The organism is Novosphingobium sp., assembly GCF_027489515.1.
Lineage (GTDB): Bacteria > Pseudomonadota > Alphaproteobacteria > Sphingomonadales > Sphingomonadaceae > Novosphingobium.
This window is the reverse complement of sequence record NZ_JAIXZS010000052.1, coordinates 61996-85682: the sequence shown is the minus strand read 5'-3', so window position 1 is coordinate 85682 and position 23687 is coordinate 61996. Positions and strand designations below refer to the sequence as shown.

General features: G+C 65.7%; 22 protein-coding genes. 10 read left to right on the top strand and 12 right to left on the bottom strand.

Features of this window, described 5'->3' with window-relative positions; genetic code table 11:
• Positions 1–24: 24 nt before the first annotated feature.
• The 5 genes from Q0082_RS09230 to kynB form a co-directional block, all read right to left on the bottom strand.
• Positions 25–1317, bottom strand: a complete 1293-nt coding sequence (locus Q0082_RS09230; protein ID WP_298191784.1) for an MFS transporter — start codon at positions 1315–1317, stop codon at positions 25–27.
• Between the two features lie 40 nt (positions 1318–1357).
• Positions 1358–1648, bottom strand: a complete 291-nt coding sequence (locus tag Q0082_RS09225; RefSeq protein ID WP_298191782.1) for a DUF1330 domain-containing protein — start codon at positions 1646–1648, stop codon at positions 1358–1360.
• Between the two features lie 67 nt (positions 1649–1715).
• Positions 1716–2534: an SDR family NAD(P)-dependent oxidoreductase gene (locus Q0082_RS09220; protein WP_298191780.1), complete on the bottom strand. Its 819-nt coding sequence runs from the start codon at positions 2532–2534 to the stop codon at positions 1716–1718.
• An 84-nt stretch (positions 2535–2618) separates the two neighbouring features.
• Positions 2619–3860 carry a kynureninase gene (gene kynU / locus Q0082_RS09215; protein ID WP_298191779.1) on the bottom strand — a complete coding sequence of 414 codons (1242 nt, stop codon included), beginning with the start codon at positions 3858–3860 and terminating at the stop codon, positions 2619–2621.
• Positions 3857–4495, bottom strand: coding sequence for an arylformamidase (gene kynB, locus Q0082_RS09210; RefSeq protein ID WP_298191776.1), 639 nt, complete (start codon positions 4493–4495; stop codon positions 3857–3859). The genes kynU and kynB overlap by 4 nt, the downstream gene beginning before the upstream one ends.
• Positions 4496–4706: 211 nt before the next feature.
• On the opposite strand from kynB, the gene hppD reads away from it, so the two are divergent.
• The 7 genes from hppD to Q0082_RS09175 all read left to right on the top strand — a co-directional run bounded on the left by hppD (position 4707) and on the right by Q0082_RS09175 (position 11110).
• Complete coding sequence (gene hppD, locus Q0082_RS09205; RefSeq protein ID WP_298191774.1) at positions 4707–5822, top strand: 4-hydroxyphenylpyruvate dioxygenase; 1116 nt, start codon at positions 4707–4709, stop codon at positions 5820–5822.
• On the top strand, positions 5819–6358 hold the full coding sequence (locus Q0082_RS09200; RefSeq protein ID WP_298191772.1) for a VOC family protein: 540 nt from the start codon (positions 5819–5821) through the stop codon (positions 6356–6358). The genes hppD and Q0082_RS09200 overlap by 4 nt, the downstream gene beginning before the upstream one ends.
• Before the next feature lie 109 nt (positions 6359–6467).
• Complete coding sequence (locus Q0082_RS09195) at positions 6468–7244, top strand: 5-oxoprolinase subunit PxpA (protein ID WP_298191770.1); 777 nt, start codon at positions 6468–6470, stop codon at positions 7242–7244.
• A gap of 26 nt (positions 7245–7270) precedes the next feature.
• A complete protein-coding gene (pxpB, locus tag Q0082_RS09190; RefSeq protein WP_298191769.1) occupies positions 7271–7903 on the top strand; it encodes a 5-oxoprolinase subunit PxpB in 633 nt (210 codons plus the stop codon).
• Entirely contained in the window at positions 7900–8904 is a 1005-nt protein-coding gene (locus tag Q0082_RS09185; RefSeq protein ID WP_298191767.1) for a hypothetical protein, read from the top strand. The genes pxpB and Q0082_RS09185 overlap by 4 nt, the downstream gene beginning before the upstream one ends.
• Positions 8901–10250 (top strand): MFS transporter, encoded by a 1350-nt coding sequence (locus Q0082_RS09180; protein WP_298191765.1) that lies wholly within the window; start codon positions 8901–8903, stop codon positions 10248–10250. Before Q0082_RS09185 ends, Q0082_RS09180 begins: the two co-directional genes overlap by 4 nt.
• Before the next feature lie 86 nt (positions 10251–10336).
• Complete coding sequence (locus Q0082_RS09175) at positions 10337–11110, top strand: glucose 1-dehydrogenase (protein WP_298191763.1); 774 nt, start codon at positions 10337–10339, stop codon at positions 11108–11110.
• A 112-nt stretch (positions 11111–11222) separates the two neighbouring features.
• Here Q0082_RS09175 and Q0082_RS09170 read toward each other — a convergent pair whose 3' ends face one another.
• A complete protein-coding gene (locus tag Q0082_RS09170; protein ID WP_298191761.1) occupies positions 11223–12035 on the bottom strand; it encodes a hypothetical protein in 813 nt (270 codons plus the stop codon).
• A 229-nt stretch (positions 12036–12264) separates the two neighbouring features.
• Positions 12265–14067 carry a translation elongation factor 4 gene (lepA, locus tag Q0082_RS09165; RefSeq protein ID WP_298191759.1) on the bottom strand — a complete coding sequence of 601 codons (1803 nt, stop codon included), beginning with the start codon at positions 14065–14067 and terminating at the stop codon, positions 12265–12267.
• A gap of 367 nt (positions 14068–14434) precedes the next feature.
• On the opposite strand from lepA, the gene Q0082_RS09160 reads away from it, so the two are divergent.
• Positions 14435–16693, top strand: a complete 2259-nt coding sequence (locus Q0082_RS09160) for a TonB-dependent receptor (RefSeq protein WP_298191757.1) — start codon at positions 14435–14437, stop codon at positions 16691–16693.
• Between the two features lie 196 nt (positions 16694–16889).
• Here Q0082_RS09160 and groL read toward each other — a convergent pair whose 3' ends face one another.
• On the bottom strand, positions 16890–18509 hold the full coding sequence (gene groL / locus Q0082_RS09155; protein ID WP_298191755.1) for a chaperonin GroEL: 1620 nt from the start codon (positions 18507–18509) through the stop codon (positions 16890–16892).
• A gap of 57 nt (positions 18510–18566) precedes the next feature.
• Positions 18567–18881, bottom strand: coding sequence for a co-chaperone GroES (gene groES / locus Q0082_RS09150; protein ID WP_298191753.1), 315 nt, complete (start codon positions 18879–18881; stop codon positions 18567–18569).
• 246 nt (positions 18882–19127) lie between these two features.
• Between groES and Q0082_RS09145 the strand changes: the two genes are divergently transcribed.
• The gene (locus Q0082_RS09145; protein ID WP_298191750.1) at positions 19128–19439 is read left to right on the top strand and encodes a protein usg; all 312 of its coding nucleotides are present in this window, start codon (positions 19128–19130) and stop codon (positions 19437–19439) included.
• A 1-nt stretch (position 19440) separates the two neighbouring features.
• On the opposite strand, the gene Q0082_RS09140 is transcribed toward Q0082_RS09145, so the two are convergent.
• The gene (locus tag Q0082_RS09140) at positions 19441–20061 is read right to left on the bottom strand and encodes a glutathione S-transferase family protein (protein ID WP_298191748.1); all 621 of its coding nucleotides are present in this window, start codon (positions 20059–20061) and stop codon (positions 19441–19443) included.
• 4 nt (positions 20062–20065) lie between these two features.
• Entirely contained in the window at positions 20066–21949 is a 1884-nt protein-coding gene (locus Q0082_RS09135) for an NAD(P)/FAD-dependent oxidoreductase (RefSeq protein ID WP_298191746.1), read from the bottom strand.
• A gap of 114 nt (positions 21950–22063) precedes the next feature.
• Here Q0082_RS09135 and Q0082_RS09130 point away from each other — a divergent pair, with 114 nt between their 5' ends.
• Positions 22064–22591: a hypothetical protein gene (locus Q0082_RS09130; protein WP_298191744.1), complete on the top strand. Its 528-nt coding sequence runs from the start codon at positions 22064–22066 to the stop codon at positions 22589–22591.
• A gap of 6 nt (positions 22592–22597) precedes the next feature.
• Here Q0082_RS09130 and Q0082_RS09125 read toward each other — a convergent pair whose 3' ends face one another.
• Positions 22598–23677, bottom strand: coding sequence for a hypothetical protein (locus tag Q0082_RS09125; protein WP_298191741.1), 1080 nt, complete (start codon positions 23675–23677; stop codon positions 22598–22600).
• Between the last annotated feature and the right edge of the window lie 10 nt (positions 23678–23687).

Below are 23687 nucleotides of genomic sequence, written 5' to 3'. Positions count from 1 at the left end.
AGGCCAGATAGTTAGGTTTGCGAACTATATCGGCTGCGGCTCCGCTGTCCACCCTGCGCGCGGCGCGGTTTCGGGAATGCGCCAGAGCACCGGCAGGATCACCAGCGCCACCACCGCAATCATCGCGCCGGGCACCGGAGGCCAACCAGTCCCCTCAAGCAGCATCTGCGCCACCAGCGGCGTCACCCCGCCGAACAACGCGGTGGCGCTTGTCACGCCCAGCGCAAGACCGGAAAGCCGCGCCTCGCCGGAGAACTGCTCCGCCGTTGCTACCGCGCCAACCGCGCTCCATGCACCGCCCAGCGCCGCGAGCAGCACCGCGCCCACCAGTGCCGGCCAGACCCCGCCATGCGCCATCAGCGAGAATAGCGTGATCGGCCCCGCCACGCAGGCGAGCGCGATCCCGATCAGGACCGGCCGCCGCCCGACATGGTCCGAAAGCGCGCCCACCAACGGCGTGACCGCGATCACCACAAAGGCCGCGACGGTCGACAGCGTCAGCGCCGCGCCCTCGCCCACCGCACCGACGGAGGCGAGGAAGGCAGGGACATAGGTGATCCCGACGTAGTAGCTGATCGAGCCCAGCGCCGAAATCGCAAAGCCGCGGACTATCCCGGCGCGCTGGTGGGTGATGGCATGGCGCAGCGGGCTTTCGGGCACTGTTCCTGCCGCGCGCTGGCGCTCGAACTCGGGCGATTCGTCCATGTTCGCGCGGGCCAGCAGCACACCGCCCGCGAGCGCCGCACCGACAAAGAAGGGAATGCGCCAGCCCCAGGCATCGAGCATTTCCGCCGGCATGGCCCAGGTCGTCAGCGCCGCGACGCCCACCGCGAGCAGCGCGCCGATCTCGCTCGCCGCCGATGCGCAGCTGGTGATCAGGCCGCGCCGATGCGGCCCTGCGCCTTCAATCAGATAGGCCACCACGCCAGTATATTCGCCGCCCACAGCAAAGGCCATCACGCAGCGCAGGGCCAGCAGCAGGAAGCCCGCAGCCGGGCCGATCTCGGCATGGGTCGGCAGCAGCGCGCAGCCGAGCATCGCCGCCGTCATCACTGCCATCGACAGCAGCATGGCACGCCGCCGCCCGTGCCGATCGCCATAGTGGCCCATGGCAATCGCCCCGAGCGGCCGCATCAGATAGGAGACGGCAAAGCCCGCCAGCACCGCTGCCAGCGAGCCCTCACCCCCGCCGAACATCACCCGCGAAAGGATCGTCGCGACATAGATGTAGAGTGTGAAATCGTACCACTCGACGACCGTCGAGAAGCCCGCAATCAGCATCGAGCGGTGCGAGATAGTCTGATGCGCAGCGGCCATCGCGGCATCATGCCGCAATGGCGCGCCGCTGCAACAGCTTTCAGGCGACCCCTTCGGTCACCATCACGCGGTACGACGCGCCCTTGAGGCGGTGTACCTTGGCGTCCTGATAGGCCGGGCTGTTGTACCAGGCCTTCGCCGCTTCGATGTCGGGAAACTCGATGATGACGAGGCCTTCCGCGGTCGGCCCTTCCCACGTCTCGTTCGCGCCATAGAACGCCAGCGGCTTCAGCGGATGACCTGCGATCGAGGCGCCCGCCTTGGCGTTGTACTGATCCAGCTCCGCCTGATCGTTCACGCCATCCTTGATGAACACAACATAGGCCGTCATTCGGTTTTCCCTCTCCGGTTGTTTTCGCGCGCAGTCTTGCGGCACCCGTTCCCGCCGCGCAAGGCCTTCAGGTGGCCGACCATCCGGCATCGATCACAAGGCTCGATCCCGTCACCACACGCGCCGCCTCGCTCGCCAGATAGAGCACCGAGGCGGCGGTCTGCTCGGGGCTGATCTTCTCCTTGATGTGCGCCACGCTGAGGTACTGCGCATAGACCTCGTCCTGGGTCAGCCCGGCCCGCGCGCCGATCTCGCTGGCGGTATGCTCGACCATCTTGGTCGGCAGGAAGCCCGGGCACACCGCATTGACGGTGATGCCATAGGCGCCCAGTTCCGCCGCCATCGTCTTGGTCATGCCGATCATGCCGTGCTTGGTGGCGCAGTAATGGCCGAAGCCCGGTGTGCCGATCGTGCCCGCGACCGACGCGATGTTGATGATCCGCCCGCCAGTCCCTTGCTCGATCATCGCCGGCACCACTGCGCGGCTCATGCGCCAGCTGCCGGTGAGGTTGACCGCAATCGTTGTCTCGAAGGTCTCGTCATCGAGCAGGTGCATCGGCATGTTGCTGGTCAGGATACCCGCGTTGTTGACCAGAATGTCGACCCGGCCGAGCTCCGCCAGCACACGCCCGACGAAGGAATCGATCTCGCCCTGCCGCCGGATATCGCAGGCCGCATGGAGCGCGCGCACGCCCAGCGCCGCAATCTCGCCCGCCACCTCTTCCAGTGGCCCGCCCAGCGCATAACCCACGCTCGGCATCGCCGCCTCGTCTACATCGCAGATCGCCACGTCCGCGCCTGCGCCGGAAAGCGCCAGCGCCATCGCGCGCCCCTGCCCGCGCGCCGCGCCTGTCACGATTGCCACCTTGCCCGAAAGCTCGCCCATGCCCGTCTCCTCGCCCCATGTCCGGCGCGCAGCATGCCCCCTCGTCGCGCGCGCCTCATCAGGTGAAAGTGATAGGTTCGCTTGTCAGGTCACCGCAGCGCGCACGGCCCAGCGCGGATCGTCCCAGGCGCGTGTCTCGCACACCTCGCGGATGCGCAGCACCGCCTCCAGCATGTCGATATGCCGGAGATAAAGCGGTGTCAGGCCAAACCGCAGCACATCGGGATCGCGAAAATCGCCGATCACGCCGCGCTCCTTCAAGGCCTGCATGATCCCATAGCCCTGTGGATGCGCGTACGACACATGGCTCCCCCGCCGCGCATCCTCGCGCGGGCTTGTGAGCGAGAAGCCAAGCTCGCTGCAATGCGCGTCCATCAAGTCCATGAACACGCGGCCAAGCTGCAGTGATTTGGCGCGCACCGCCGCCATGTCAGCCTCGGCCATCAGATCGACCCCGCATTCCAGCGCAGTGAGCCCCAGCACCGGCGGTGTCCCGCACAGAAAGCGCTCGATCCCCGCCGCGGGGCGATAGCCATCCTCGAACGCGAAGGGCTCGGCATGGCCGAACCAGCCCGATAGCACCGGCACCGCTGATGCCTGATGCCGCCGCGCCGCAAAAATGTAAGCGGGGGCGCCCGGCCCGCCATTGAGGAACTTGTACCCGCAGCCCACCGCAAAGTCCGCGCCCGCGCCATTCAGATCGACCGGGATCGCCCCCGCGCTGTGGCTGAGATCCCAGACCACCAGCGCGCCCGCCTCATGCGCGCGCCGGGTCACTTCGGCCATGTCGCGCACTGCGCCGGTCTTGTAGTGCACCTGCGTGAGCAGCAGCACTGCGACATCATCGCCCAGCCGCTCCAGCACGCGGTCGCCCGGCACCGCCTCGGCCCGCACGCGGCCACCGGAAAACGCCGCGATCCCCTGCATCATGTAAAGATCGGTCGGGAAATTGCCGGTTTCCGAGAGGATCACCGATCGTTCCGGACGCAAGGATAGCGCCGCCGTCATCGCCTTGAACAGATTGATCGAAGTCGAATCCGCCACGATCACCTCGCCCGGATCGGCCCCCAGCAACCGCGCGATCTTGTCGCCCACCCGGCGCGGCGCCGCCATCCAGTCCGCGCCGAGCCATGAGGTGATGAGCCCTTCGCCCCATTCCTCCGCGACGGTCTGCTGCAGCCGCGCCATGGTGCGGCGCGGCAGTGCCCCCAGCGAATTGCCGTCAAGATAAACCAGCCCCTCACGCAGCTGAAACTGATCCCGAAACCTGGCGAGCGGATCGGCGCGGTCAAGCGCCTCCAGCGCCTCGCGGCTCCACGCGCTCATGCCGCGATCTCCCGCAGCACGGCGCGCACCGGGCTCGCATCGGCCCCCGCCAGCGGCAAGGGCAGCGCGATCAGTTCGTAGACTCCCGGCGGCACGGCATCGAGCACCAGCCCCTCAAGAATGCGCATGTCCGCCGCGCGCACAGCATGGTGCGCGTCCATCGTCTTCGAGGTTTCGGGATCGAGCGAGGCCGCATCGGTTCCAATGAGCACCACCCCCAGCGCCGCCAGCCGGGCGATCACCCCGGCAGAAACGGCGTGGAAGGCACTGTCCCACGCCTCATGCGGAAAGCGCTCGTATGTCCGCAGCAGCACGCGGGGCGCACCAGCGGCTTCCAGCGCCGCCCAGTCGATATCCTCCACCTCCACCGCCATCCCCGCCGCATGGCGCACATCGATCAACAGGCAGCGCCCGATATAGGGCTCCAGCGCCGTCTCCGCGCTCGTCTGCCCCGCCGCATCATAGTGAAACGGCGCATCGGCATGCGTCCCCGCATGGAGCGGGAACGACAGCGCGCCGACGTTGACCGGGCATTGCGGCGAGATCACTGCATGATGGCTCAGCACCAGCGGCGGCTCGCCCGGCCACAGCGGCGTCCGCGCATCGAGCCGCTGGGAAATGTCATAGATCCTCATGCCACGGCTTATTGCCAAGCGCGGGAAAGAATGCACCGAGATTCTGGGGCATCCACCCGCAGCCATCCGATCAGACACTCAAATCACGCATCAAATATCACGAACACGCTCATTTCACGCATTTATTATGCCATAGAGTGCATACTCTGCGCGGACAGCGCATCGTGTTTCCGCTATATTCTGGTGCATCCGGAATCATGGGAGACGCGCGGTGAACGCCGAGCCGAAGACAACCGATCTGTTCGACAATCCGCTGGGCCTCGATGGCTTCGAATTCATCGAGTTCTCCGCGCCCCAACCTGGCCTCCTCGAACCTGTCTTCGCCGCGATGGGCTTCACCCACATCGCCAATCACCGCTCCAAGGCGGTGCAGCTGTGGCGGCAGGGCGGCATCAATCTCATCGCCAATTATGAACCAAAAAGCCCCGCGGCGTGGTTCGCGGCCGAGCATGGCCCTTCGGCCTGCGGCATGGGCTGGCGCGTGCGCAACGCCGCCGACGCTTATGCCATAGCGCTCGAACGCGGCGCCGAGCCGGTCGAGGTGCGCACCGGCCCGATGGAGCTCAGCCTCCCCGCCATTCGCGGCATCGGCGGCGCGATCATCTACCTGATCGACCGCTACGAAGGCTCGCCGCTCGGCGATCTCTCGATCTACGATATCGATTTCGTCTACCTGCCCGGCGTGGACCGCCAGCCGAAGGGCGCTGGCTTCCACACGATCGATCACCTCACCCACAACGTCTACGGCGGCCGCATGGCGCACTGGGCCGCGTTCTACGAGCGCATCTTCAACTTCCGCGAGATCCGCTATTTCGATATCAAGGGCGAGTATACCGGCCTCACCAGCCGGGCGATGACCGCGCCCGATGGCAAGATCCGCATTCCGCTCAACGAGGAAGCAAAAGCCGGCGGGGGCCAGATCGAGGAATTCCTGCGCGCCTACAACGGCGAGGGCATCCAGCACATCGCCTTCGCCTGCGACGACCTTCTCGGCGCGTGGGACCGGCTCAAGGCACTCGGCACCCCGTTCATGACCCCGCCGCCCGCGACCTATTACGAGATGCTCGCAGAACGCCTGCCCGGCCATGGCGAGCCGGTGGAGGATCTGCAGAAGCGCGGCATCCTGCTCGACGGGTCGACCGAGGCCGGTGATCCGCGCCTGCTCCTGCAGATCTTCTCCGAAACACAGATCGGCCCGGTGTTCTTCGAGTTTATCCAGCGCAAGAAGGATGAAGGTTTCGGTGAGGGCAATTTCACCGCACTGTTCCAGTCGATGGAGCGCGACCAGCTGCGCCGTGGGGTTCTGAACGTGGAGACCGCAGCATGATCCCGCCCATTCAGCGCATCCACCATGTCGCCTACCGCTGCCGCGACGCCAAGGAAACGGTCGCCTGGTACGAACGCGTCATGGGCATGCGCTATACAACGGCCTTTGCCGAAGACACCGTGCCCTCGACGGGCGAGCATGATCCCTACATGCACGTCTTCCTCGATTGCGGCGGCGGCAACGTGCTCGCCTTCTTCGAGCTGCCGAACCAGCCGGAGATGGGCAAGGACCCCAACACCCCGGCCTGGGTGCAGCACCTCGCCTTCGAAGTGGCCGACGAGGCCGCGCTCCATGCCGCCAAGGTGTCGCTCGAAGCGCAGGGGATCGACGTCCTCGGGCCGACCTACCACGGCATCTTCCGCTCGATCTATTTCTTCGATCCCAACGGGCACCGGCTGGAACTCGCCTGCAATATCGGCACCGCGGCACAGTACGACGAACTCGCCAGCCTCGCGCCCGTCATGCTCGAGGAGTGGAGCCGCACCAAGCGCGCGCCCAAGCACGCCGAATGGCTGCACAAGGATCCGGATGCATAATCCATACCGGCATTGACGCGCAGGGGGCGAGACGTTCAGGTTTGGACAGGGGCACCAGCTTCGCCTATTTCGGCAAGGCGCTTGTCCCTGAACCGCCGGAAAGGCCCCGATGTCCGACCTCAACGCCCGCACGATCGATCTCAATTCCGATCTCGGCGAGGGCTATGGTCCGTGGGTCATGGGCGATGACAAGGCCATGCTGGAGATCGTCACCAGCGCCAACATCGCCTGCGGCGGACACGCGAGCGACCCTGAAACTATGTTCCGCACGCTGACCATGGCGCGCGAGCGCGGCATCACGGTGGGCGCGCATCCCAGCTATCCTGACAAGGAAGGCTTCGGCCGCCGCCGCCTGCCCTTCCCGCCTGCCGAGGTCGAACGCTTCGTCGCTGCGCAGACCGGCGCGCTCATCGCCATCGCCGCGCTGGCGGGCACGCGCGTTTCCTATGTGAAGCCGCACGGCGCGCTCGCCAATGTCGCGTCGGAAGACCGCGCCATTGCCGAAGCCATTGTCCGCGCCGTCCGCGCCATCGACAGCAAGCTCGCGATCCTCGCCATCTCGGGTACCGTGCTGGAGCAAGTCGCCCGCGATGCCGGCTGCCACGTGTTCAGCGAGATCTACGCCGACCGCGGCTATACCCCCGGCGGTAATCTCGTGCCCAGAGGCCAGCCCGGCGCGATGATCGACGATTATGGCGCCGCCGCCGCGCGCCTGCTCACATGGCTTGAAACCGGATTGATGCCCACAGTCGGCGGCGATCCAGTCCGGCTCGCCGGCCATTCGATCTGCGTCCACGGCGATGATCCGCATGCTGTCGTCATGGCCCGGGCGATCCGCGTCGCGCTGGCCGGGCGCGGGATCACGGTCGCGCCCTTTCTGCGGTGAGCGCGAGCCCGGTATCCGTCCGGCCGATGGGGGAGAGCGCGGTCCTCATCGATTTCGGCGACGAGATCAGCACGAAGATCAACGAACGCGTCGTTGCGCTTGATCAGGCGCTGGCCAGCCAGCCGCCCCTCGGCATGGTCGAGACCGTGCCCGCCTATGTCTCGCTGATGATCTTGTTCGACCCTCTCGTCACGGCGGGAGACCGTGTCGCGGCGCACGCCCTTGCCCTGCTCGAAGGCGCCACGATCGAGACGCGCCGCCCGCGTGAACACATCGTTCCCGTCCGCTACAATGCTGCTTGCGGCCCCGATCTGGAAGCCGTCGCCAAGGCGACCGGCCTCACCGAAGACGAGGTCGTCACGCAGCACCTCGCCGGCGAATACCGCGTCTTCATGTACGGGTTCGCCCCCGGCTACGCCTACCTCGGCGGCGTCCCGCCTGCGCTGCACCTCCCTCGCAAGCCCCGCGCCGAACGCGGCCATCCCGCCGGCAGCGTGATCATCGCGGGCGCGCAGTGCCTTATCACCACGCTGCCGATGCCGACCGGCTGGTGGGTCATCGGCCATACGGATGCGGTGATCCTCGATCCCGCCCGCCCCCAGCCCTTCCTGTTCGATCCGGGCGACGTGATCCGCTTCCAGCGCATCGAAGGCCAATGACCGCCCGCATCGTCTTCGAGGCCGCCGGGCCCCTCACCACGGTCCAGGACCGGGGCCGCACGGGCGTCATGCGCTTCGGAGTGCCGCACTCCGGCCCGGTCGACCGGCTAGCCTTTGCCGCCGCGATGGCGCTGACCGGCACGCCAGATGGCTGGGCGTTCGAACTCTCTCACGGCGGCTGCCTCATCGCCTGCCACGAAGGCGAGATCGGCTTCGCGCTCTGCGGCGGCGGCTTCCTCGCCGACGTTGACGGCGACGAGGCCAGGCCCTGCCGTCAAGACACGCTCCGCCCCGGCCAGCGCCTGCGCATCCGCGCCGGATCGGGCAACTGGACCTATCTCGCCTTCGCCGGCGAGCATGCCGCGTCGCGCTGGCTCGGCAGCCGCGCGACCCATGCCTCCTCCGGCCTCGGCGGCGGCGCGGTCACCTCTGGCACGGCCTTCGATTTCGCTGCACCGCGACCGCTCGCGCCCCGCACTTTCGCCCCGCCGCCATCAGCAGACCCGTCGCACCGCCTTGCCGTCGTTCTCGGGCCGCAAGACCGCCACTTTCCCGCCGAAGCCATCGCTTGCCTTGCCGAGGCCCCGTTCACCGCCTCCGCCCGTTTCGACCGGATGGGCCGCGTGCTGGACGGCGCTTTGCTCAAGCCCTCGTCAATCGCGATGCCTAGCGAACCGGCGCTGCGCGGCTGCCTGCAGGCCGATGGCGACGGCAGGCTCACCGTCTTGCTCGCCGATCACCAGACCACCAGCGGCTACCCGAAAATCGCCACCCTGATTGGCGCGGATGTTGACCGGCTGGCCCAGCAGCCCGCAGGCCAATCAGTCCGCTTCGATGTGATCGGCACCGACCAGGCCCTGCGCCGCGCCCGCGCCGCTGCCGCGGCCAACACCGCGTGGCTGCGCGAACTCACCCAGCCCGGCCAGCTCGACGAGCGGCTGTGGTCCAGCAATCTCGTCGATGGCGTCATCGATGCAAACCATGGCGGAGATCCGAGTTGAGCGTAGCCCCCATCACCGAAGAAGCCGATGAGGATCTCCCGCGCCTCGATATAGACCGCCTGATCGACGAGGGCAGCTGGTCCGGTTACCAGAAGCGCGTCCTCGCGCTGTGCACTGCGGCGATCCTGCTCGATGGGATGGACAACCAGATACTCGGCTTTGCCATGCCCGCGCTGATGAAGGCGTGGCACCTCCCGCGCGAGAGCTTCGTGCCGGTGGTGGTGGTCGGCCTGCTCATCATGTCGGTCGGCAGCGGCATCGGCGGCTGGCTGGGTGACCGGGCCGGGCGGCGCCCTACGCTGATCAGTGCGGCGGGTCTGTTCGGGCTGACCACGGCAGCCTCCGCCCTTGCCGATAACCTGCCCATGCTGGCCGTCTGCCGCTTCCTCTCCACGCTCGCGCTCGGCGCCGCGCTGCCGAACGCGACGGCGCTGGTCTCCGAGTTCTCCCCGGCGAACCGCCGCAGCCTGTCGGTCTCGATCAGCATGCTCGCCGTCGTGCTCGGCGGTCTCGTCGGCGGCGGGCTGTCCGCATGGCTGCTGCCCGCCTATGGTTGGCAGATGCTGTTCCTCACCGCCGGTGTGCTGACCATCGCGGTGACCGGCGCCCTCATCGCGCTCCTCCCGGAATCGCCGCGGTTCCTGATGCGCCGGCCGCGCCGCCGCGCCGAACTCGCCAGGGTGCTGCGCGCCGCGGGCTTCGATGTGCCAGCCCGCTTTGCGCTCGTCGCACCTGCGGACTCCGCAACCACAATCGGCATCAAGACGCTGTTCCAGCCGCCGCTGCTGCGCGATACGCTCGCGCTCTCGGCCGCGTTCCTGTTTGGCCTGCTCGGGAACTACCTCGTGTTCAACTGGGGCCCGACCATGCTGGCATCGCTCGGCTATGATCTTGCCGTTTCCTCGCTCGGCGCCGGCGCCTTCAATCTGGGCGGGATTGCCGGCGCACTGGTCGGGTCGCGGATGATGGACCGCTTCGGCCTGCGCGCGCCGATGGTGGTGATGGCGGTCCTTGGCACCGCCTGCACCCTGGCAATCGGCCCTATGCTGTCCGGCGGCTTGCACCCGACCTCGCTGGTCGTGCTGGGCTTTGCCGGGGCCGGCGTGTTCATGTCCGGGCTTCAGATCATGCTGTTCTCGCTCGCGGTGAACGCATTTCCCGCCGCCATACGCGCGCAAGGGGTCGGGATCACGCTCTCGCTTGGCCGCATCGGCGCGGTGGCCGGTTCCGGCATGGGCGCGGTGATCGTGGCGGCCGGGATCGTGCCGTTTTTCGCCGTGCTCGGCCTGTCCTGCCTCGCCATCGGTATCGCAGTCATGGCCATGCGCCAGCACACTGCGGTCTGACCGCGCTAAAACGGCGCCGCCCAGTGGCCATCCGCAAAATCGGCGCTAGGATGCTGTGAAAACAGAACCGATGGAGAGACATGCCCATGACAGACCTCACCGGCCGCATTGCCCTCGTCACCGGCGCCTCGCGCGGCATCGGCGAGGCGTCTGCCCGCGCCCTCGCCGCGCAGGGCGCGCGCGTCATCGTCACCGATCTTGCCGCGCCCGAGGCCCTTGCCGATGAGATCGGCGGCCTCGCCCGCGCGCACGACGTGACCGACGAGCAAAGCTGGATCGATACGATGGCCTTCGCGCGCGATACGGCCGGCGGTCTCGATATCCTGGTCAACAACGCCGGCTTGTTCCTCGCCAAACCCCTTACCGAAACCACGCTCGAAGACTGGCGCCGCCTCCACAGCGTCAACGTCGAAGGCGTGTTCCTCGGCTGCAAGCACGCCGTCCCGCTCCTCGCCGAACGTGCCAACCTGTGGACCGGCGGGACCTCGATCATCAACCTCTCCTCGGTCGCCGGCCTAGTCGGCAGCCCGCTGGTCAGCTGCTACAACGCCAGCAAGGGCGCGGTCCGCCTCTTCACCAAGGGCGTCGCGGTCGAACTCGCCGCCTCGCGCATCCGCTGCAATTCGATCCACCCCGGCATCATCGAAACCGACATGGGCCGCGATCTCGTCTCCCAGTTCGCTGCCGCCACCGGCACCGGCGAAAACGACACCCGCGCTGCTTTCTCGGATCGCCACCCACTGGGCCACTTCGGCGTGCCGCAAAACATCGCCGACGCCGTCACCTTCCTCGCCTCGGACCGCGCCGCCTTCATGACCGGCTCGGAACTGGTGGTCGACGGCGGGTTTACGGCAAGCTGAGGGGGCAAAGGTCCTCTCCCCAAGCTTGTATCGGGGAAGTGGCAGCCTGCAGGGCTGACGGAGGGAAAAATGGCCACCTCTTCTGAGGAGGGGTGGCGGGTAGTGCCCCCACTCAAGCCGGGCCGATCAGCAACCGCGAGGCAAAGGCGATCCAGCCGGGCGTGTTCCACAGCATCGCCACCACCACACCACTTGGCACCATTCCCGCCGCGAACCACCAATACGCCAAATGAATACGGCGCAGGCGGTAAAGGTCCCACATGAACATGGGCAAGGCCGCGCAAGGCGTCCAGGCTAGCTGACTGAGCGAGGAGTAGGGCATGGTCTGCGGCAGCCAGGTCATGCGCGTGAACGCTGCGCTCAGCGGAACAACAGTCGCAAGGATCATTAGCCGCTTGTGCATGCCGGCATCGGTCTTTCGGACCGCAATCGCAAGCGCGACGAACAGGGCAAAACACAGGCCCGCGCGGATCTGCACAAGGCAGACGTTTAGCGATACATGCACGGTCCGCTCCAACAGCGCCCGCACCTCGGGCGATGAAGCGGCGCTGAAGGCCACCTTGGTTGCCACGTTGATCGGCACCAGCACAATCCCCGTCGCCACAATGGCCGGGGCAAGCAGCAACGCAAGCATCCCGAGCTGCATATGCCAGCGCACTTGCCCGCGCGCCATCAACACCGTCTGGGTCAGCAAAAGCAAAAGCCAACTACCCATCAGCACGGCGTGAACATGGAGCACCAGCGGCAGCGGCGGCCGCCGTCCGGCCGCCACATCAGCGATTTTTTCAAGAGAGTCAGGCAGGAAACCGATTAGGACGATCGCGATGAGCAACAAGGCCATGCCCACGTAAATCCAGCGATCAATGAACTGACCGATGCTTGCCGAACTGGCCGGAGCGCTCTGGATTGTTTCCGTCTGTGCCAATGCCCCGATCCCATTCCGCCGCCAAGCTGGCGGTCCGCTGGGATCAATGCAGCAAAGAGGCGGCAAGGTCCCGGAAAAAATGGCAAGCAAGAAAACACCGCCGCGGCAAAGCCGCGTGGTCGAAGGGCTCGGCTGCGCTTTAGGCTTGCCGGCCCCCGGCCGAACGGCGCCTGATCGAATCTAAGCTTGCGGTTTGCTGCGCAAATCTTCGCTTACATTCGGGCGCTCGTCACTCCTCACCCATCCTCAGCGCTGCAATAAACGCTTCCTGCGGAATGGTCACATTGCCATATTCCCGCATGCGCTTCTTGCCTTCCTTCTGCTTCTCCAGCAGCTTCTTCTTGCGGCTGATGTCGCCGCCGTAGCACTTGGCGGTCACGTCCTTGCGCATGGCGCTGATCGTCTCGCGCGCGATCACCTTGGCGCCGATGGCGGCCTGGATCGGGATCTTGAACATGTGGCGCGGGATGAGGTCCTTGAGGCGCTCGACCAGATGGCGGCCGCGCGGGTCGGCCTGGCTGCGGTGGACGACCATGCTCAGTGCGTCGACCGGCTCGTTGTTCACGAGGATGTTCATCATCACGAGATCGCCCTCGCGCAGGCCGATCTGCTCGTAGTCGAAGCTCGCGTAGCCGCGGCTGATCGATTTCAGGCGGTCGTAGAAATCGAACACCACTTCGTTGAGCGGCAGTTCATATGTCACTTGCGCCCGCCCGCCAACGTAAGTCAGGCCGGTCTGGATGCCGCGGCGGTCCTGGCAGAGCTTGAGGATCGAGCCGAGGTATTCGTCGGGCGTGTAGATCGTAGCCTTGATCCACGGTTCTTCCATTTCCGCGATCTTGACCGGATCGGGCATGTCGGAGGGGTTGTGGAGTTCCTTCACCGTGCCGTCGGTCATCGTCAGGCGATAGACCACCGAGGGCGCGGTGGTGATGAGGTCGAGGTCGTATTCGCGGCTGAGGCGTTCCTGGATGATCTCCAGATGCAAGAGGCCGAGAAAACCGCAGCGGAAACCGAAGCCGAGTGCCGCGCTGCTTTCCATCTCGAACGAGAAGCTGGCATCATTCAGCCGCAGCTTGCCGATGCTTTCGCGCAGCTTTTCAAAGTCCGCCGCATCGACCGGGAACAGGCCGCAGAACACCACCGGCTGGACTTCCTTGAAGCCCGGCAGCGCCTGCGTCGCGCCCTGCTTGACCGTGGTGATCGTGTCACCCACGCGGGCCTGCGCGACTTCCTTGATCTGCGCGGTGATGATGCCGATTTCACCCGGCCCCAGCTCGTCGAGCACTTGCAGCTTGGGCCGCATGCAGCCGACGCGGTCGATCAGGTGTTCGGTGCCGCCGGCCATGAACTTGACCTGGAGGCCCTTCTTGATGACGCCGTCGATGACGCGCACGAGAATGACGACGCCGAGGTAGGGGTCGTACCAGCTATCGACCAGCATGGCCTTGAGCGGTGCAGTGCGGTCGCCACCCGGCGGGGGGATGCGCGCGATGATCGCGTCGAGCACTTCCTCGATGCCGATGCCGGACTTGGCGCTGGTGAGGACGGCCTCGCTCGCATCGATGCCGATCACTTCCTCGATCTCCGCGCGCACCTTTTCGGGTTCGGCGGCGGGCAAGTCGATCTTGTTGATGACGGGAACGATCTCGTGGTCGTGCTCGATCGACTGGTAGACGTTGGCGAGCGTCTGCGCTTCCACGCCCTGCGCCGCATCGACCACCAGCAGCGCGCCTTCGCAGGCGGCGAGGCTGCGGCTCACTTCGTAGGCGAAGTCCACGTGGCCCGGCGTGTCCATCAGGTTGAGCTGATAGGTCTTGCCGTCCTTGCCGGTGTAATCGAGCCGGACGGTCTGCGCCTTGATGGTGATCCCACGCTCACGCTCAATGTCCATATTATCAAGGACTTGCTCGCTCATCTCACGCTCGGAGAGGCCGCCGGTGTACTGGATCAGGCGGTCAGCGAGCGTCGACTTGCCGTGGTCGATGTGCGCGATAATGGAAAAATTGCGGATCAGCGAAAGGTCGGTCATGCCGCGCCGTTAGCAGTGTGCGGCGCCAGTGTCATCAGGCCCATCCGGACGGGTCCGGCCTTGCCAGGTTGACACAGTTGACACTGCCCTGAGGAATAATGGCATTCGATCAGTGTGTGGCCCTTGATCGGCCGAGCCGATCAGGCTTCCTGCGAGGTCTGGCCAGGATCGTGCAGGTTTCTGCGCCATGCGCGCACACTGGCAGATCAGGCGGATGTAGGACAGGCCGTTGCCTTGCCGGCCCATCTTCGCCGCCGCACTTCCATGACGTTGCGGGAGGATATTGACGTCCGTTTCGGCTTTCAATATTAGAATAATCATTACTAATCTAATCTGTTCATAAGATTCCAATCCGAGGGGGAGAACCATGAAGCCCACCACTGCTGCTGCATTCCTGCTGGGCGCGAGCCTGTTCGCGCTGGCCGCGCCTGCCCACGCGCAGGACGCCGCTGCTGCGGCCACCGATGCCGCGAAGCCCGCCGAAGGCCTCGGCGAAATCGTCGTGACCGCCAACCGCGTCGCCTCCAGCGCGCAGGACACCCCGATCGCGCTCAACGTCTATACCGGCGCTGCGCTCGCGGATCAGGGCGTCAACACGGTGCGCGACCTCGCCCAGATCGACCCCAGCGTGAACGTCACGAACTCGACCGGCGCGGCTTATGTCGCGGTGCGCGGCATTGCCTCAACCGACGTGACCGAAATCGGCGATCCTTCCGTGCCGATCACGCGCGACGGCTTCTTCGTGAACCGTTCCTTCTCGATCAGCTCCTCGTTCTATGACGTGGCGCGCATCGAAGTGCTCAAGGGCCCGCAGGGCACGCTTCAGGGCCGCAACTCGACCGGCGGTCTCGTCAGCATCGTCACCAACCGCCCCGAAATGCGTACCGGCGCCTACGGCAGCATCGAAGCCGGCAACTACAAGACCTTCAACGGCGAAGCGGGCGTCAACGTCCAGCTAGCACCAGGCTTCGCTGTCCGCGCCTCGGGCACGATCCTGAGCCACGAAGGCTATCGCAAGTCGGCCGGCCCCGCGTTCGATGGCGATGACGAGAACTTCAAGTCGGGCCGCATCCAGGCACTCTACAAGGGCGATAATGGCCTTTCGCTGTGGGTTTCCTACCAGCACGACAACCGCGACGTGAACGGTGACGCGCAGTTCCGCGGCCCGCTCGGCGGCCCAACGCCCGAATTCGGCAAGGCGAAGACCTTCACCAGCTTCGCGCCGACAATGACCAAGCTCGACAGCGACCGCGTGCGCTGGGAAGCGGCCTACAGCACCGACATGGGCCTCAACTTCATTTATTCGGGCGGCTATGACAGCGCCGACTGGCGCAACCGGCTTGATGCCACCAGCGGCTATCCGGCCAATCGCCAGTTCCGCCAGCAGGAAACCCCCAAGACCTGGAACCACGAATTCCGCGTGAGCAACAACAAGGGCGGCAAGCTGTTCTTCCAGGCGGGCTATTTCTATTTCCAGGAAAAGAACGTGGTCAACTCGGGGATCTTCAACCTCGACATGACCGGTCCTTTCGCGCCGGGCGGCTTCCTCAGCGGGCTGCCGAATGCCGACCAGTCGAACCGCTATGGCATCAAGTTCGACTACAACATCCTGACGCGCTCGCAGGCGCTGTTCGGCCAGGTCGAATACAACATGACCGACCAGCTGCAGCTCAGCCTTGGTGGCCGCTATACCTGGGACAAGAAGGTGCGCACCGGCAACGCGGTGCTCAGCCTGCCCGCGCTCGCCTTCCCGCTGTGCGGCAACGGCTTCCCCGCGCCGGGCACCTGCCCGCCGTTCCCGCTGACAACGCCGGGCAACGGCAACCTCAGCCAGGGTCAGCCGACCTGGCACGTCGGCCTCAACTACCGTCCCGCACCGGGCACGTTGGTCTACGCAAAGTATGACCGCGGCTACAAGTCCGGCGGGTTCAATTCGAACGGCAGCGCACCTTCGGTGGATTACGGTCCCGAGAAGCTGGACGCGTTCGAAATCGGCACCAAGAACTCGCTGATGGGCAACACCCTGCAGCTGAATGCCGCGGTGTTCTACTTCGACTACAAGGGCTACCAGGGTTCGCAGTTCACCGACGCGACCTCCAGCGGCTCCGGCGTGTTCAACGTCGGCAGCGCCAAAGTGTTCGGCATCGAAGGCAGCCTTACCGCACTTGCCAGCAAGACCACCCGCGTGAACCTCAACGCGGCCTACCTGCACACCAAGTTCGGTGATGGCATCCGGATCAACACTGGCGCCAATCCGCCGGTTTCGGTGGATATCAGCGGCAACCGCCTGCCGAATGCGCCGGAATTCACGGCATCGGGTTCGATCGAGCAGGACGTGCCCGTCTCGTTCGGCACGTTCACCGCGCGGATCGACGCGAAGTACTCCTCGGACTTCTACTATGGGGTGTTCAACACGGTCGACACGCGCTCGTGGGACTATGTGCTGGCCAACGCCAACATCAAGTTCCAGCCGAACAACAGCTTCTGGGAAATCTCGGCCTACGTACGCAACATTTTCAACAAGCAGGTTCTGGCCTACGCGACGCAGAACTTCAACGCGGGTGCGAACACCTACCAGTTCCAGGCCCCGCGCACTGTGGGCGTGCGTGGCAGCGTGAAGTTCTGATGGGCTGAATGCCGTTGCTCTCTCCCCTTCAGGGGAGAGATACGAAGGCTTGGCAGCGTGCTGCCTAGCCGAAGTTGAGAGGGGCTTTGTCGCAGCATTCCCCTCTCCCAACCCTCTCCCCTCAAGGGGAGAGGGCTAAAAGGAAAAAGGGGCGGCGGCCGCTTGGCTACCGCCCCTTTTCCATTTCAGCGACCGATCAGAAGTCCATCGGCGGGGCCGCGACGGCCTTCTCGTCCTTGGGCAGTTCGGCGATCAGCGCCTCGGTGGTGATGAGCAGGCTGGCGACCGAGGCCGCATCCTGCAGCGCGGTGCGCACGACCTTGGCCGGATCGATCACGCCGGCCTTCACGAGGTCTTCATAGGTGCCGGTGGCAGCGTTGAAGCCCCAGTTGTAGTCATCGCTCTCCAGCAGCTTGCCGACGATGTACGAGCCATCTTCGCCCGCGTTGTCGGCAATCTGGCGCGTCGGCGCACGCAGCGCCCGGCGCACGATGTCGATGCCCGACTGCTGATCATCGTTGGCAGGCTTGAGGTCGTTCAGCCGCTGCGTCGCGCGCAGCAGCGCGATGCCACCACCCGGGAGAATGCCCTCCTCGACCGCCGCGCGGGTGGCGTGGAGCGCATCGTCGACGCGGTCCTTCTTTTCCTTGACCTCGACCTCGGTCGCCCCGCCGACGCGGATGACGGCGACGCCGCCCGCCAGCTTCGCTACGCGCTCCTGCAGCTTCTCGCGGTCGTAGTCGCTGGTCGTCGCCTCGATCTGGGCGCGGATCTGCGAAACGCGCGCGTCGATCTCGCTGCGCGCACCGGCGCCATCGACCACGGTGGTGTTGTCCTTGTCGATGATGACCTTCTTCGCGCGCCCAAGCATGCCGACCGTGACGTTCTCGAGCTTGGTGCCAAGTTCCTCGCTGACGACGTTGCCGGCGGTGAGGATCGCGATGTCTTCCAGCATCGCCTTGCGGCGATCACCGAAGCCGGGCGCCTTGACCGCGGCGACCTTGAGCCCGCCGCGCAGCTTGTTGACGACGAGCGTCGCCAGCGCCTCGCCTTCCACGTCCTCAGCGATGATGAGGAGCGGACGGCCCGATTGCACGACCTGTTCGAGCAGCGGGATGAGCGCCTGCAGGTTGGAGAGCTTCTTCTCGTGGATGAGGATGTAGGGATCGTCGAGCTCGACCTTCAGCTTCTCCGCATTGGTGACAAAATAGGGCGAGAGATAACCGCGATCGAACTGCATGCCCTCGACCGTCTCGAGCTCGGTGGCAAGGCTCTTGGCTTCCTCGACGGTGATCACGCCCTCGTTGCCGACCTTTTCCATGGCTTCGGCCAGGATGCGGCCGACTTCCTCGTCGCCATTGGCCGAGATGGTCGCAACCTGCGCGATCTCGCTGTTCGCCGAGACCTTCTTGGCATGCGCCTCGATATCGGCGACGACGGCCTTGACCGCCAGATCGATGCCGCGCTTCACGTCCATCGGGTTCATGCCCGCGCCAACCGCCTTGGCGCCTTCGCGCACGATGGCCTGCGCCAGCACGGTGGCGGTGGTGGTGCCGTCACCCGCCTTGTCGTTCTGCTTGCTCGCCACTTCGCGCAGCATCTGCGCGCCCATGTTCTCGAACTTGTCCTTGACCTCGATTTCCTTGGCAACGGTAACGCCATCCTTGGTGATGCGCGGTGCACCGAAGCTCTTTTCGATCACCACGTTGCGCCCCTTGGGGCCGAGCGTGACCTTGACCGCATTGGCCAGCGTATCGATGCCGCGCAGCATCCGCTCGCGCGCGTCGCCGGCAAACTTGACGTCCTTGGCAGCCATTGTGGCCTACCTCCTTTCAAGCGTTTGGCAGATGTGTGTGGATGGTGAAGGCGCCGATCAGGCCGCCTTCTTGAGCTGCGCCGCGGGCTCGATCACGCCGAGGATATCGCTCTCCTTCATGATGAGCAGGTCCTCGCCATCGATCTTCACCTCGGTGCCCGACCACTTCCCGAACAGGATGCGATCACCTTCCTTGACGGTGAGCGCGATCAGCTCGCCGGCCTCATTGCGAGCACCGGCGCCGACGGCGATGACTTCGCCTTCCTGCGGCTTTTCCTTGGCAGTGTCGGGAATGATGATGCCGCCGGCCGTCTTTTCCTCGGCCTCGATGCGGCGGACCAGCACGCGGTCGTGCAAGGGTCGGAAATGCATGCATAACCTCCAGTTGCAAAACGATGTGATGAGCGCCTCCCCCGCATGACCGGCGGGAGGCAACGCAAAGCTAGGTGCGGGGAAAATCGGCTTCAAGACCCGAGACGAAATTTTTGGCACTCATCCGGGTTAAGTGCCAATGTTTCAGATACTTGACGCAGCCGCGCGGGTGATAAACACTGCCCTTGTCCGGTGCGTGCCGGGGGATGGCCGGGCCGGACCCTTGTGTTGAAGGGAGTTCCTGCCTTGCCTGCCACGCCGCATCTGCCTGCTGTGCCCAGCCCCGACCATGACCTGCGCCTCCGCCTTCTCGGCTACGGCCTGACGACGGCCGAAATCGTCTACTATCGGCCCGATTACCCCTCGCTACTCCAGCTCTATGCCTGGCAGGATTACGACGAGGCGCCCGATTTTCCGGTGCTGTTCGATTTCCTCGCGTTCTGGCGGCGAGAGATCGATGCACGCATCCATTCGGTGCGGATCGCGCACGACCAGTTGATCCGCCCGGCGGAATGGCGCGCTGTAGACGGGGTGATCGAGCTACCGGCGCGGCACTGATTCAGGCGGACTGCGCCGCCTTGGCCGCGAGGAACGCGGGCCGCGTGCTCGCCCGTTCCCAGTAGGCGGCGATCTCTGGGCTGAACTTGTAGTCGAGCCCGAGGTCCTTCGCGAGGAGGAGTGCGTAGGCGGTGCAGATGTCCGCTGTGGTGAAGCGGCCGGCGCAGAGCCATTCGCGGCCGTCTTCAAGGGCGCGGGTGAGGTGCTTGAGGCGCGAGAAGAACCACTGGGTGTAATCGTCGGCGGCCTGCTGCAGCCGGCGATCTTCGGGTTCGAGGCGGGTGTAGCGCAGGACGATGGTCTGCGGGAACGTGAGCGTCGCCTCGCTGCGGTGCATCCAGTCCAGCCAGAGGCCGTAGTCCGCTTCCTCCGGCGATACCGCCAGAGGGGTCGGGCCGTAACGCGTTGCCAGATACTGCGGGATGGCGCTGGACTCGGTCATGCGCGTGGTGCCGTCGACGAGCAGCGGGATCGTGCCGAGCGGGTTCTGCTCGAGGTATTCCGGCACGCGGACGCGCGGCGGGAACGGCATCGTGTGGAGCGTATAGGGCAGCCCCAGCTCCTCGAGCGCCCAGAGCGCGCGGAACGAGCGCGCATCGCGGCAATGGTAAAGTTCGATCATCGCGTCAGATCAGCCCGCGGCTGATGAGGCATTCCTGCACCGCGCGTTCGCCCATGTCGATCGCGGTGTTGGTGAAGGCGCTGCCCGCCGCATCGGCATTGGCGATGGCGATCCGGCCGAAGGTCTGGCGACCGATCACGTGGGGGCGCAGTTCATCGGGCACATCGGGATCGCCGAGCGTGTCGTAAGTATAGGCATAGCCGTGCGGCCAGCGGTTGACGGTGATCGCGGCGATATCACGCGCGGCGTTGAAGCCGGCGCCGCCAAGCATGCGCTGGAGCTGGCTGCGGATCTCGCGCTCGATGGTGGTGTAATCCTCCGCCAGCATAGCGGCGCGGCCGAGGCGGTTCTGCTCCTTGCGCGGGAGGCCGGGCTGGTTGGGGTTGCGGGTCATGTGGATCACCACCGGCTCATCGGGCGTGAGCGCGCTCTTGTAGCCACCGATGTCCATCGGATAATCGAGCGAGGCGCCGATATGGTAGCCGTTGGGCGCACCGATCGACTTGACGCCGAGCTTGGCCCAGGGGCGCCAGTTCTTGAGCAGCACGTTGGTGTACTGCATCGGCACCTTGGACGCGTAGTGCAGCGCCTCCTTCTGCGCGGCCGGCAGATCGGGGACGATGAACGGGATCACCATGTTGAAGCAGGCCATGATGCAGTTGGCCCCGGTAACCGCGACGCGCTTGCCATCCTTCACATAGACGATGCGCACCGCCTTCTCGGTCTGCCGCGCAGGCTTGCCGATATGTTCGGCGCGGATGACCATGCTGGAGAGGCGGATGCGCGTGGGGTTCGCCGGATTGTCGAGCGCAGCGTAGCGTGCAGGCGCGAGGACGACGCTTTCCTGATCGAGCTTGTCAGACGGGAAAACGCCCGGCACCAGCCGGCTGACGAGCAGGCGGGCGACAGTGGCGTTGCCGTCCGGCCAGTGGAAATGCTGCGCTTCGGCGGTGATCTGCTGCGGAAGGTCCATGCCCGCAAAGCCCGGCATCCGCCCGCCGAGCGCAGCTTCCCACGCGGGGAGCGTATCGACACGCTTGTTGTTGCGGAAGTAGTGGCCGAAGAAGAACGGCAGGCTTTGCGGCAGCACGCCCGCGTGCTTCACGAGGTAATCCTGATAGCTGATGTGGCGCAGGTATTCGGCGCGCGCCTCGGGCGTGAGGTCCGGCAGGTAGTTCTTCTTCTCGGTGTAGAGCCGGGTGAGATCGGCGCGCACCGCGCCCGTAAGCGGGGCTTCGGCAAAGAACTGCGGCCAGGGCTTGGTGCCGGTACCGGTGACGAGCTTGTCCGCAAGGAAGTGCTCCTTGTCGAAGAAGGTCGCTGAGCCGAGGCCATCGTAGGCCTTGGTTTCGTAGCGGTGGTAGCTGGAGAGATCGACGCCGAGGTCTGCCAGCAGCTTCTTAGAGGTGAAGCTGTAGGGGAACGGCGATTCGATGCTCATCGTGCCGCCGTAGGCCAGGATCTTGCGGCCTTCGTAGGTGAACTCGTTGCGCTTGGCGTGGCCGCCGAAATCGTCGTGGTTGTCGAGGATCAGGATCTTGCGATCATCGCCCAGCGCCTGCCGGTAGAAGTACGCCGCCGCGAGGCCCGAGATGCCGCCGCCGACGATGACGAGATCATAGTGCTCGCCGCTGTCGTCCGCCGCGAGGGACCCGGCGAAATCGCCGTCGCGCGCCATGTGGGCGGCCTCGAACGAGCCGGGATACTGGCCGCGCAGGCCGGTGAGCGACGGGGGATAATCAGCAGAGCCGGCAGGGGTTGCCGATGCCGCCTCAGCCATCGCCTTGGGCGCCGCCGCCAGAGCCGCGCCTGCCGCGACGCCGCCGATGAAGTCACGCCGCGCGATCGGCAAATGGAGTCCGAGTTCCTTGTCCGACCATTCGCCCATGCCTGCGTCCCCCAATCCTGTCCGGCGCCTTGCCATGATTTGTAATCGCAAAGTGGCCTTGCGCAATCGCCGAAATTGCGGCCTCATCGCGCAGACTTCGACAGGAGACCGCCGATGCTTCGTCCGCTGCTTGCCGCCACCCTCGTTGCCCTAGCCGCACCCGCGGCCGCGCAGACCGCCGATACCTGCAAGAATGATCCCAAGTTCCGCGAGCTCGATTTCACCGTCGGCAGCTGGGACGTCTATACCGGGACCACGAAGACCGACGAAGTGACGATGACGCTGATCCTCAACGATTGCGCGATCGAGGAGCATTGGAAGAAGACCGACGGCCACCCCACCGGCAACGGCATCGGCCTGTTCAACTATTCGCGGCTGCTCGGCTCATGGGGCTATACCTGGGCCACCGATGACGGCGCGGCGACCGTGTTTCGCGGCAATCTCGTGAAGCCCGGCGAGATGCGTTACGTCACCGAGAAGCCGCTGCCGGATGGCCCCAATGGCGAGAAGCGGGTGCGGCTGCGGCACTGGACGCTCTATGCCATGCCCGACGGCACGGTGCGCGAACTCGCCATCGGCAGCAACGACGGCGGGGCCACGTGGACGACCGACTACGACCTCAAGTGGGTGCGCAAGAAGTAACCGGCGTCAGCGCCCCGCGAAGAACGGCAGCGGGGCCCCTGCCCCGGCATCGAACGCGCGCCAGTCCTCGCCCAGCGCAGCAAGTGCGCTGGCGGCGATCTGGCTCTGGGTGAGGCAGGCGGTCTTGAGCGGGAGTTGCGGCGCGGGATGGACGCCGGGGCCGATGGCGGCGAACCAGATCGCGTCAGAGCCGGTGAAGCCTTCGGGATCGGCAATCGTGTAGTCCTGCGGCGCCAGTTTCCATGCCGCGGCGCTGCCATGCTCAGTCCAGTAGGCGCCGGGCCTGGCCCCGCGGCCATGGTCGGTGGTGACCATCAGTGTCGTGCGCCCGCGCCATGCCGGGTCCGCCTGCGCCATGCGCCAGAGTTCGGCGATGAAGTCGTCGTCGCGGTTCATCGAAGCGAGATACTGCGCATAGTCGCCCTCGTGCGCAAACTCGTCGGTATCGCCGAGCGCGACATAGAGCACGCGCATGTCGGCGGCCGAGCGCAGCGCATCCTGCGCCATGCGCATCGTGCGGGTTTCGGTCGGCAGCGCGCCGGGCGCTTCACCATTCACCGGAACGCCGCTGCGCTTGTCGTTGATGATATAGGGAAACACATCCCAGGTGCCGTACATGCGCACTTTCCCGGCAAAGCCCGGACGGCGATTGAGCCATTCGAGGAAGGTCGTGTTGCGGTTCCAGGTCTTGTCGTTGGTTGTGATCGCGGGATCGGGACGGCCGGTCAGCAGTTCGTTGTAGCCGGGATAGGAGAACCACATCGGATTGGTGACGCGCATGCACTGGCCGGTATCGCGGTTGCCGTGGAGCACGCCGCCCTGTGCGGGCAGGCTGTGCAGAAACGGCATGACCCCCGGCCCGGTGTCCCATGCCTTCTCGACGGTCTCCTTCCAGTCGGGATGGGTGAACTTCGGCTCTGCCACCAGCGCCTTGTCGGCCCCGCGGAACACCTCCTGCCAGCGCGTGCCGTCCATGGTGACAAGGATCAGGCGCTGGTCCGCCGTGGGCGCCTCGGCGCGAGCCATCGCGGGGGCCATTGCGGGGGCAAGCAGCAGCAGCGCGAGCGCCATCAGCAAACGGTTCATTCCCTTGTCT

Bases quoted from the DNA above. Each gene is read 5' to 3' on its own strand.
- Q0082_RS09175 (WP_298191763.1), top strand. From the start codon at position 10,337: ATGACAGACCTCACCGGCCGCATTGCCCTCGTCACCGGCGCCTCGCGC.
- pxpB (WP_298191769.1), top strand. From the start codon at position 7,271: ATGGGGGAGAGCGCGGTCCTCATCGATTTCGGCGACGAGATCAGCACG.
- kynB (WP_298191776.1), bottom strand. From the start codon at position 4,495: ATGAGGATCTATGACATTTCCCAGCGGCTCGATGCGCGGACGCCGCTG.
- Q0082_RS09195 (WP_298191770.1), top strand. From the start codon at position 6,468: ATGTCCGACCTCAACGCCCGCACGATCGATCTCAATTCCGATCTCGGC.
- lepA (WP_298191759.1), bottom strand. From the start codon at position 14,067: ATGACCGACCTTTCGCTGATCCGCAATTTTTCCATTATCGCGCACATC.
- Q0082_RS09200 (WP_298191772.1), top strand. From the start codon at position 5,819: ATGATCCCGCCCATTCAGCGCATCCACCATGTCGCCTACCGCTGCCGC.
- Q0082_RS09135 (WP_298191746.1), bottom strand. From the start codon at position 21,949: ATGGGCGAATGGTCGGACAAGGAACTCGGACTCCATTTGCCGATCGCG.
- Q0082_RS09140 (WP_298191748.1), bottom strand. From the start codon at position 20,061: ATGATCGAACTTTACCATTGCCGCGATGCGCGCTCGTTCCGCGCGCTC.
- Q0082_RS09185 (WP_298191767.1), top strand. From the start codon at position 7,900: ATGACCGCCCGCATCGTCTTCGAGGCCGCCGGGCCCCTCACCACGGTC.
- Q0082_RS09230 (WP_298191784.1), bottom strand. From the start codon at position 1,317: ATGGCCGCTGCGCATCAGACTATCTCGCACCGCTCGATGCTGATTGCG.
- groES (WP_298191753.1), bottom strand. From the start codon at position 18,881: ATGCATTTCCGACCCTTGCACGACCGCGTGCTGGTCCGCCGCATCGAG.
- Q0082_RS09130 (WP_298191744.1), top strand. From the start codon at position 22,064: ATGCTTCGTCCGCTGCTTGCCGCCACCCTCGTTGCCCTAGCCGCACCC.
- kynU (WP_298191779.1), bottom strand. From the start codon at position 3,860: ATGAGCGCGTGGAGCCGCGAGGCGCTGGAGGCGCTTGACCGCGCCGAT.
- Q0082_RS09220 (WP_298191780.1), bottom strand. From the start codon at position 2,534: ATGGGCGAGCTTTCGGGCAAGGTGGCAATCGTGACAGGCGCGGCGCGC.
- Q0082_RS09125 (WP_298191741.1), bottom strand. From the start codon at position 23,677: ATGAACCGTTTGCTGATGGCGCTCGCGCTGCTGCTGCTTGCCCCCGCA.
- Q0082_RS09160 (WP_298191757.1), top strand. From the start codon at position 14,435: ATGAAGCCCACCACTGCTGCTGCATTCCTGCTGGGCGCGAGCCTGTTC.
- Q0082_RS09225 (WP_298191782.1), bottom strand. From the start codon at position 1,648: ATGACGGCCTATGTTGTGTTCATCAAGGATGGCGTGAACGATCAGGCG.
- groL (WP_298191755.1), bottom strand. From the start codon at position 18,509: ATGGCTGCCAAGGACGTCAAGTTTGCCGGCGACGCGCGCGAGCGGATG.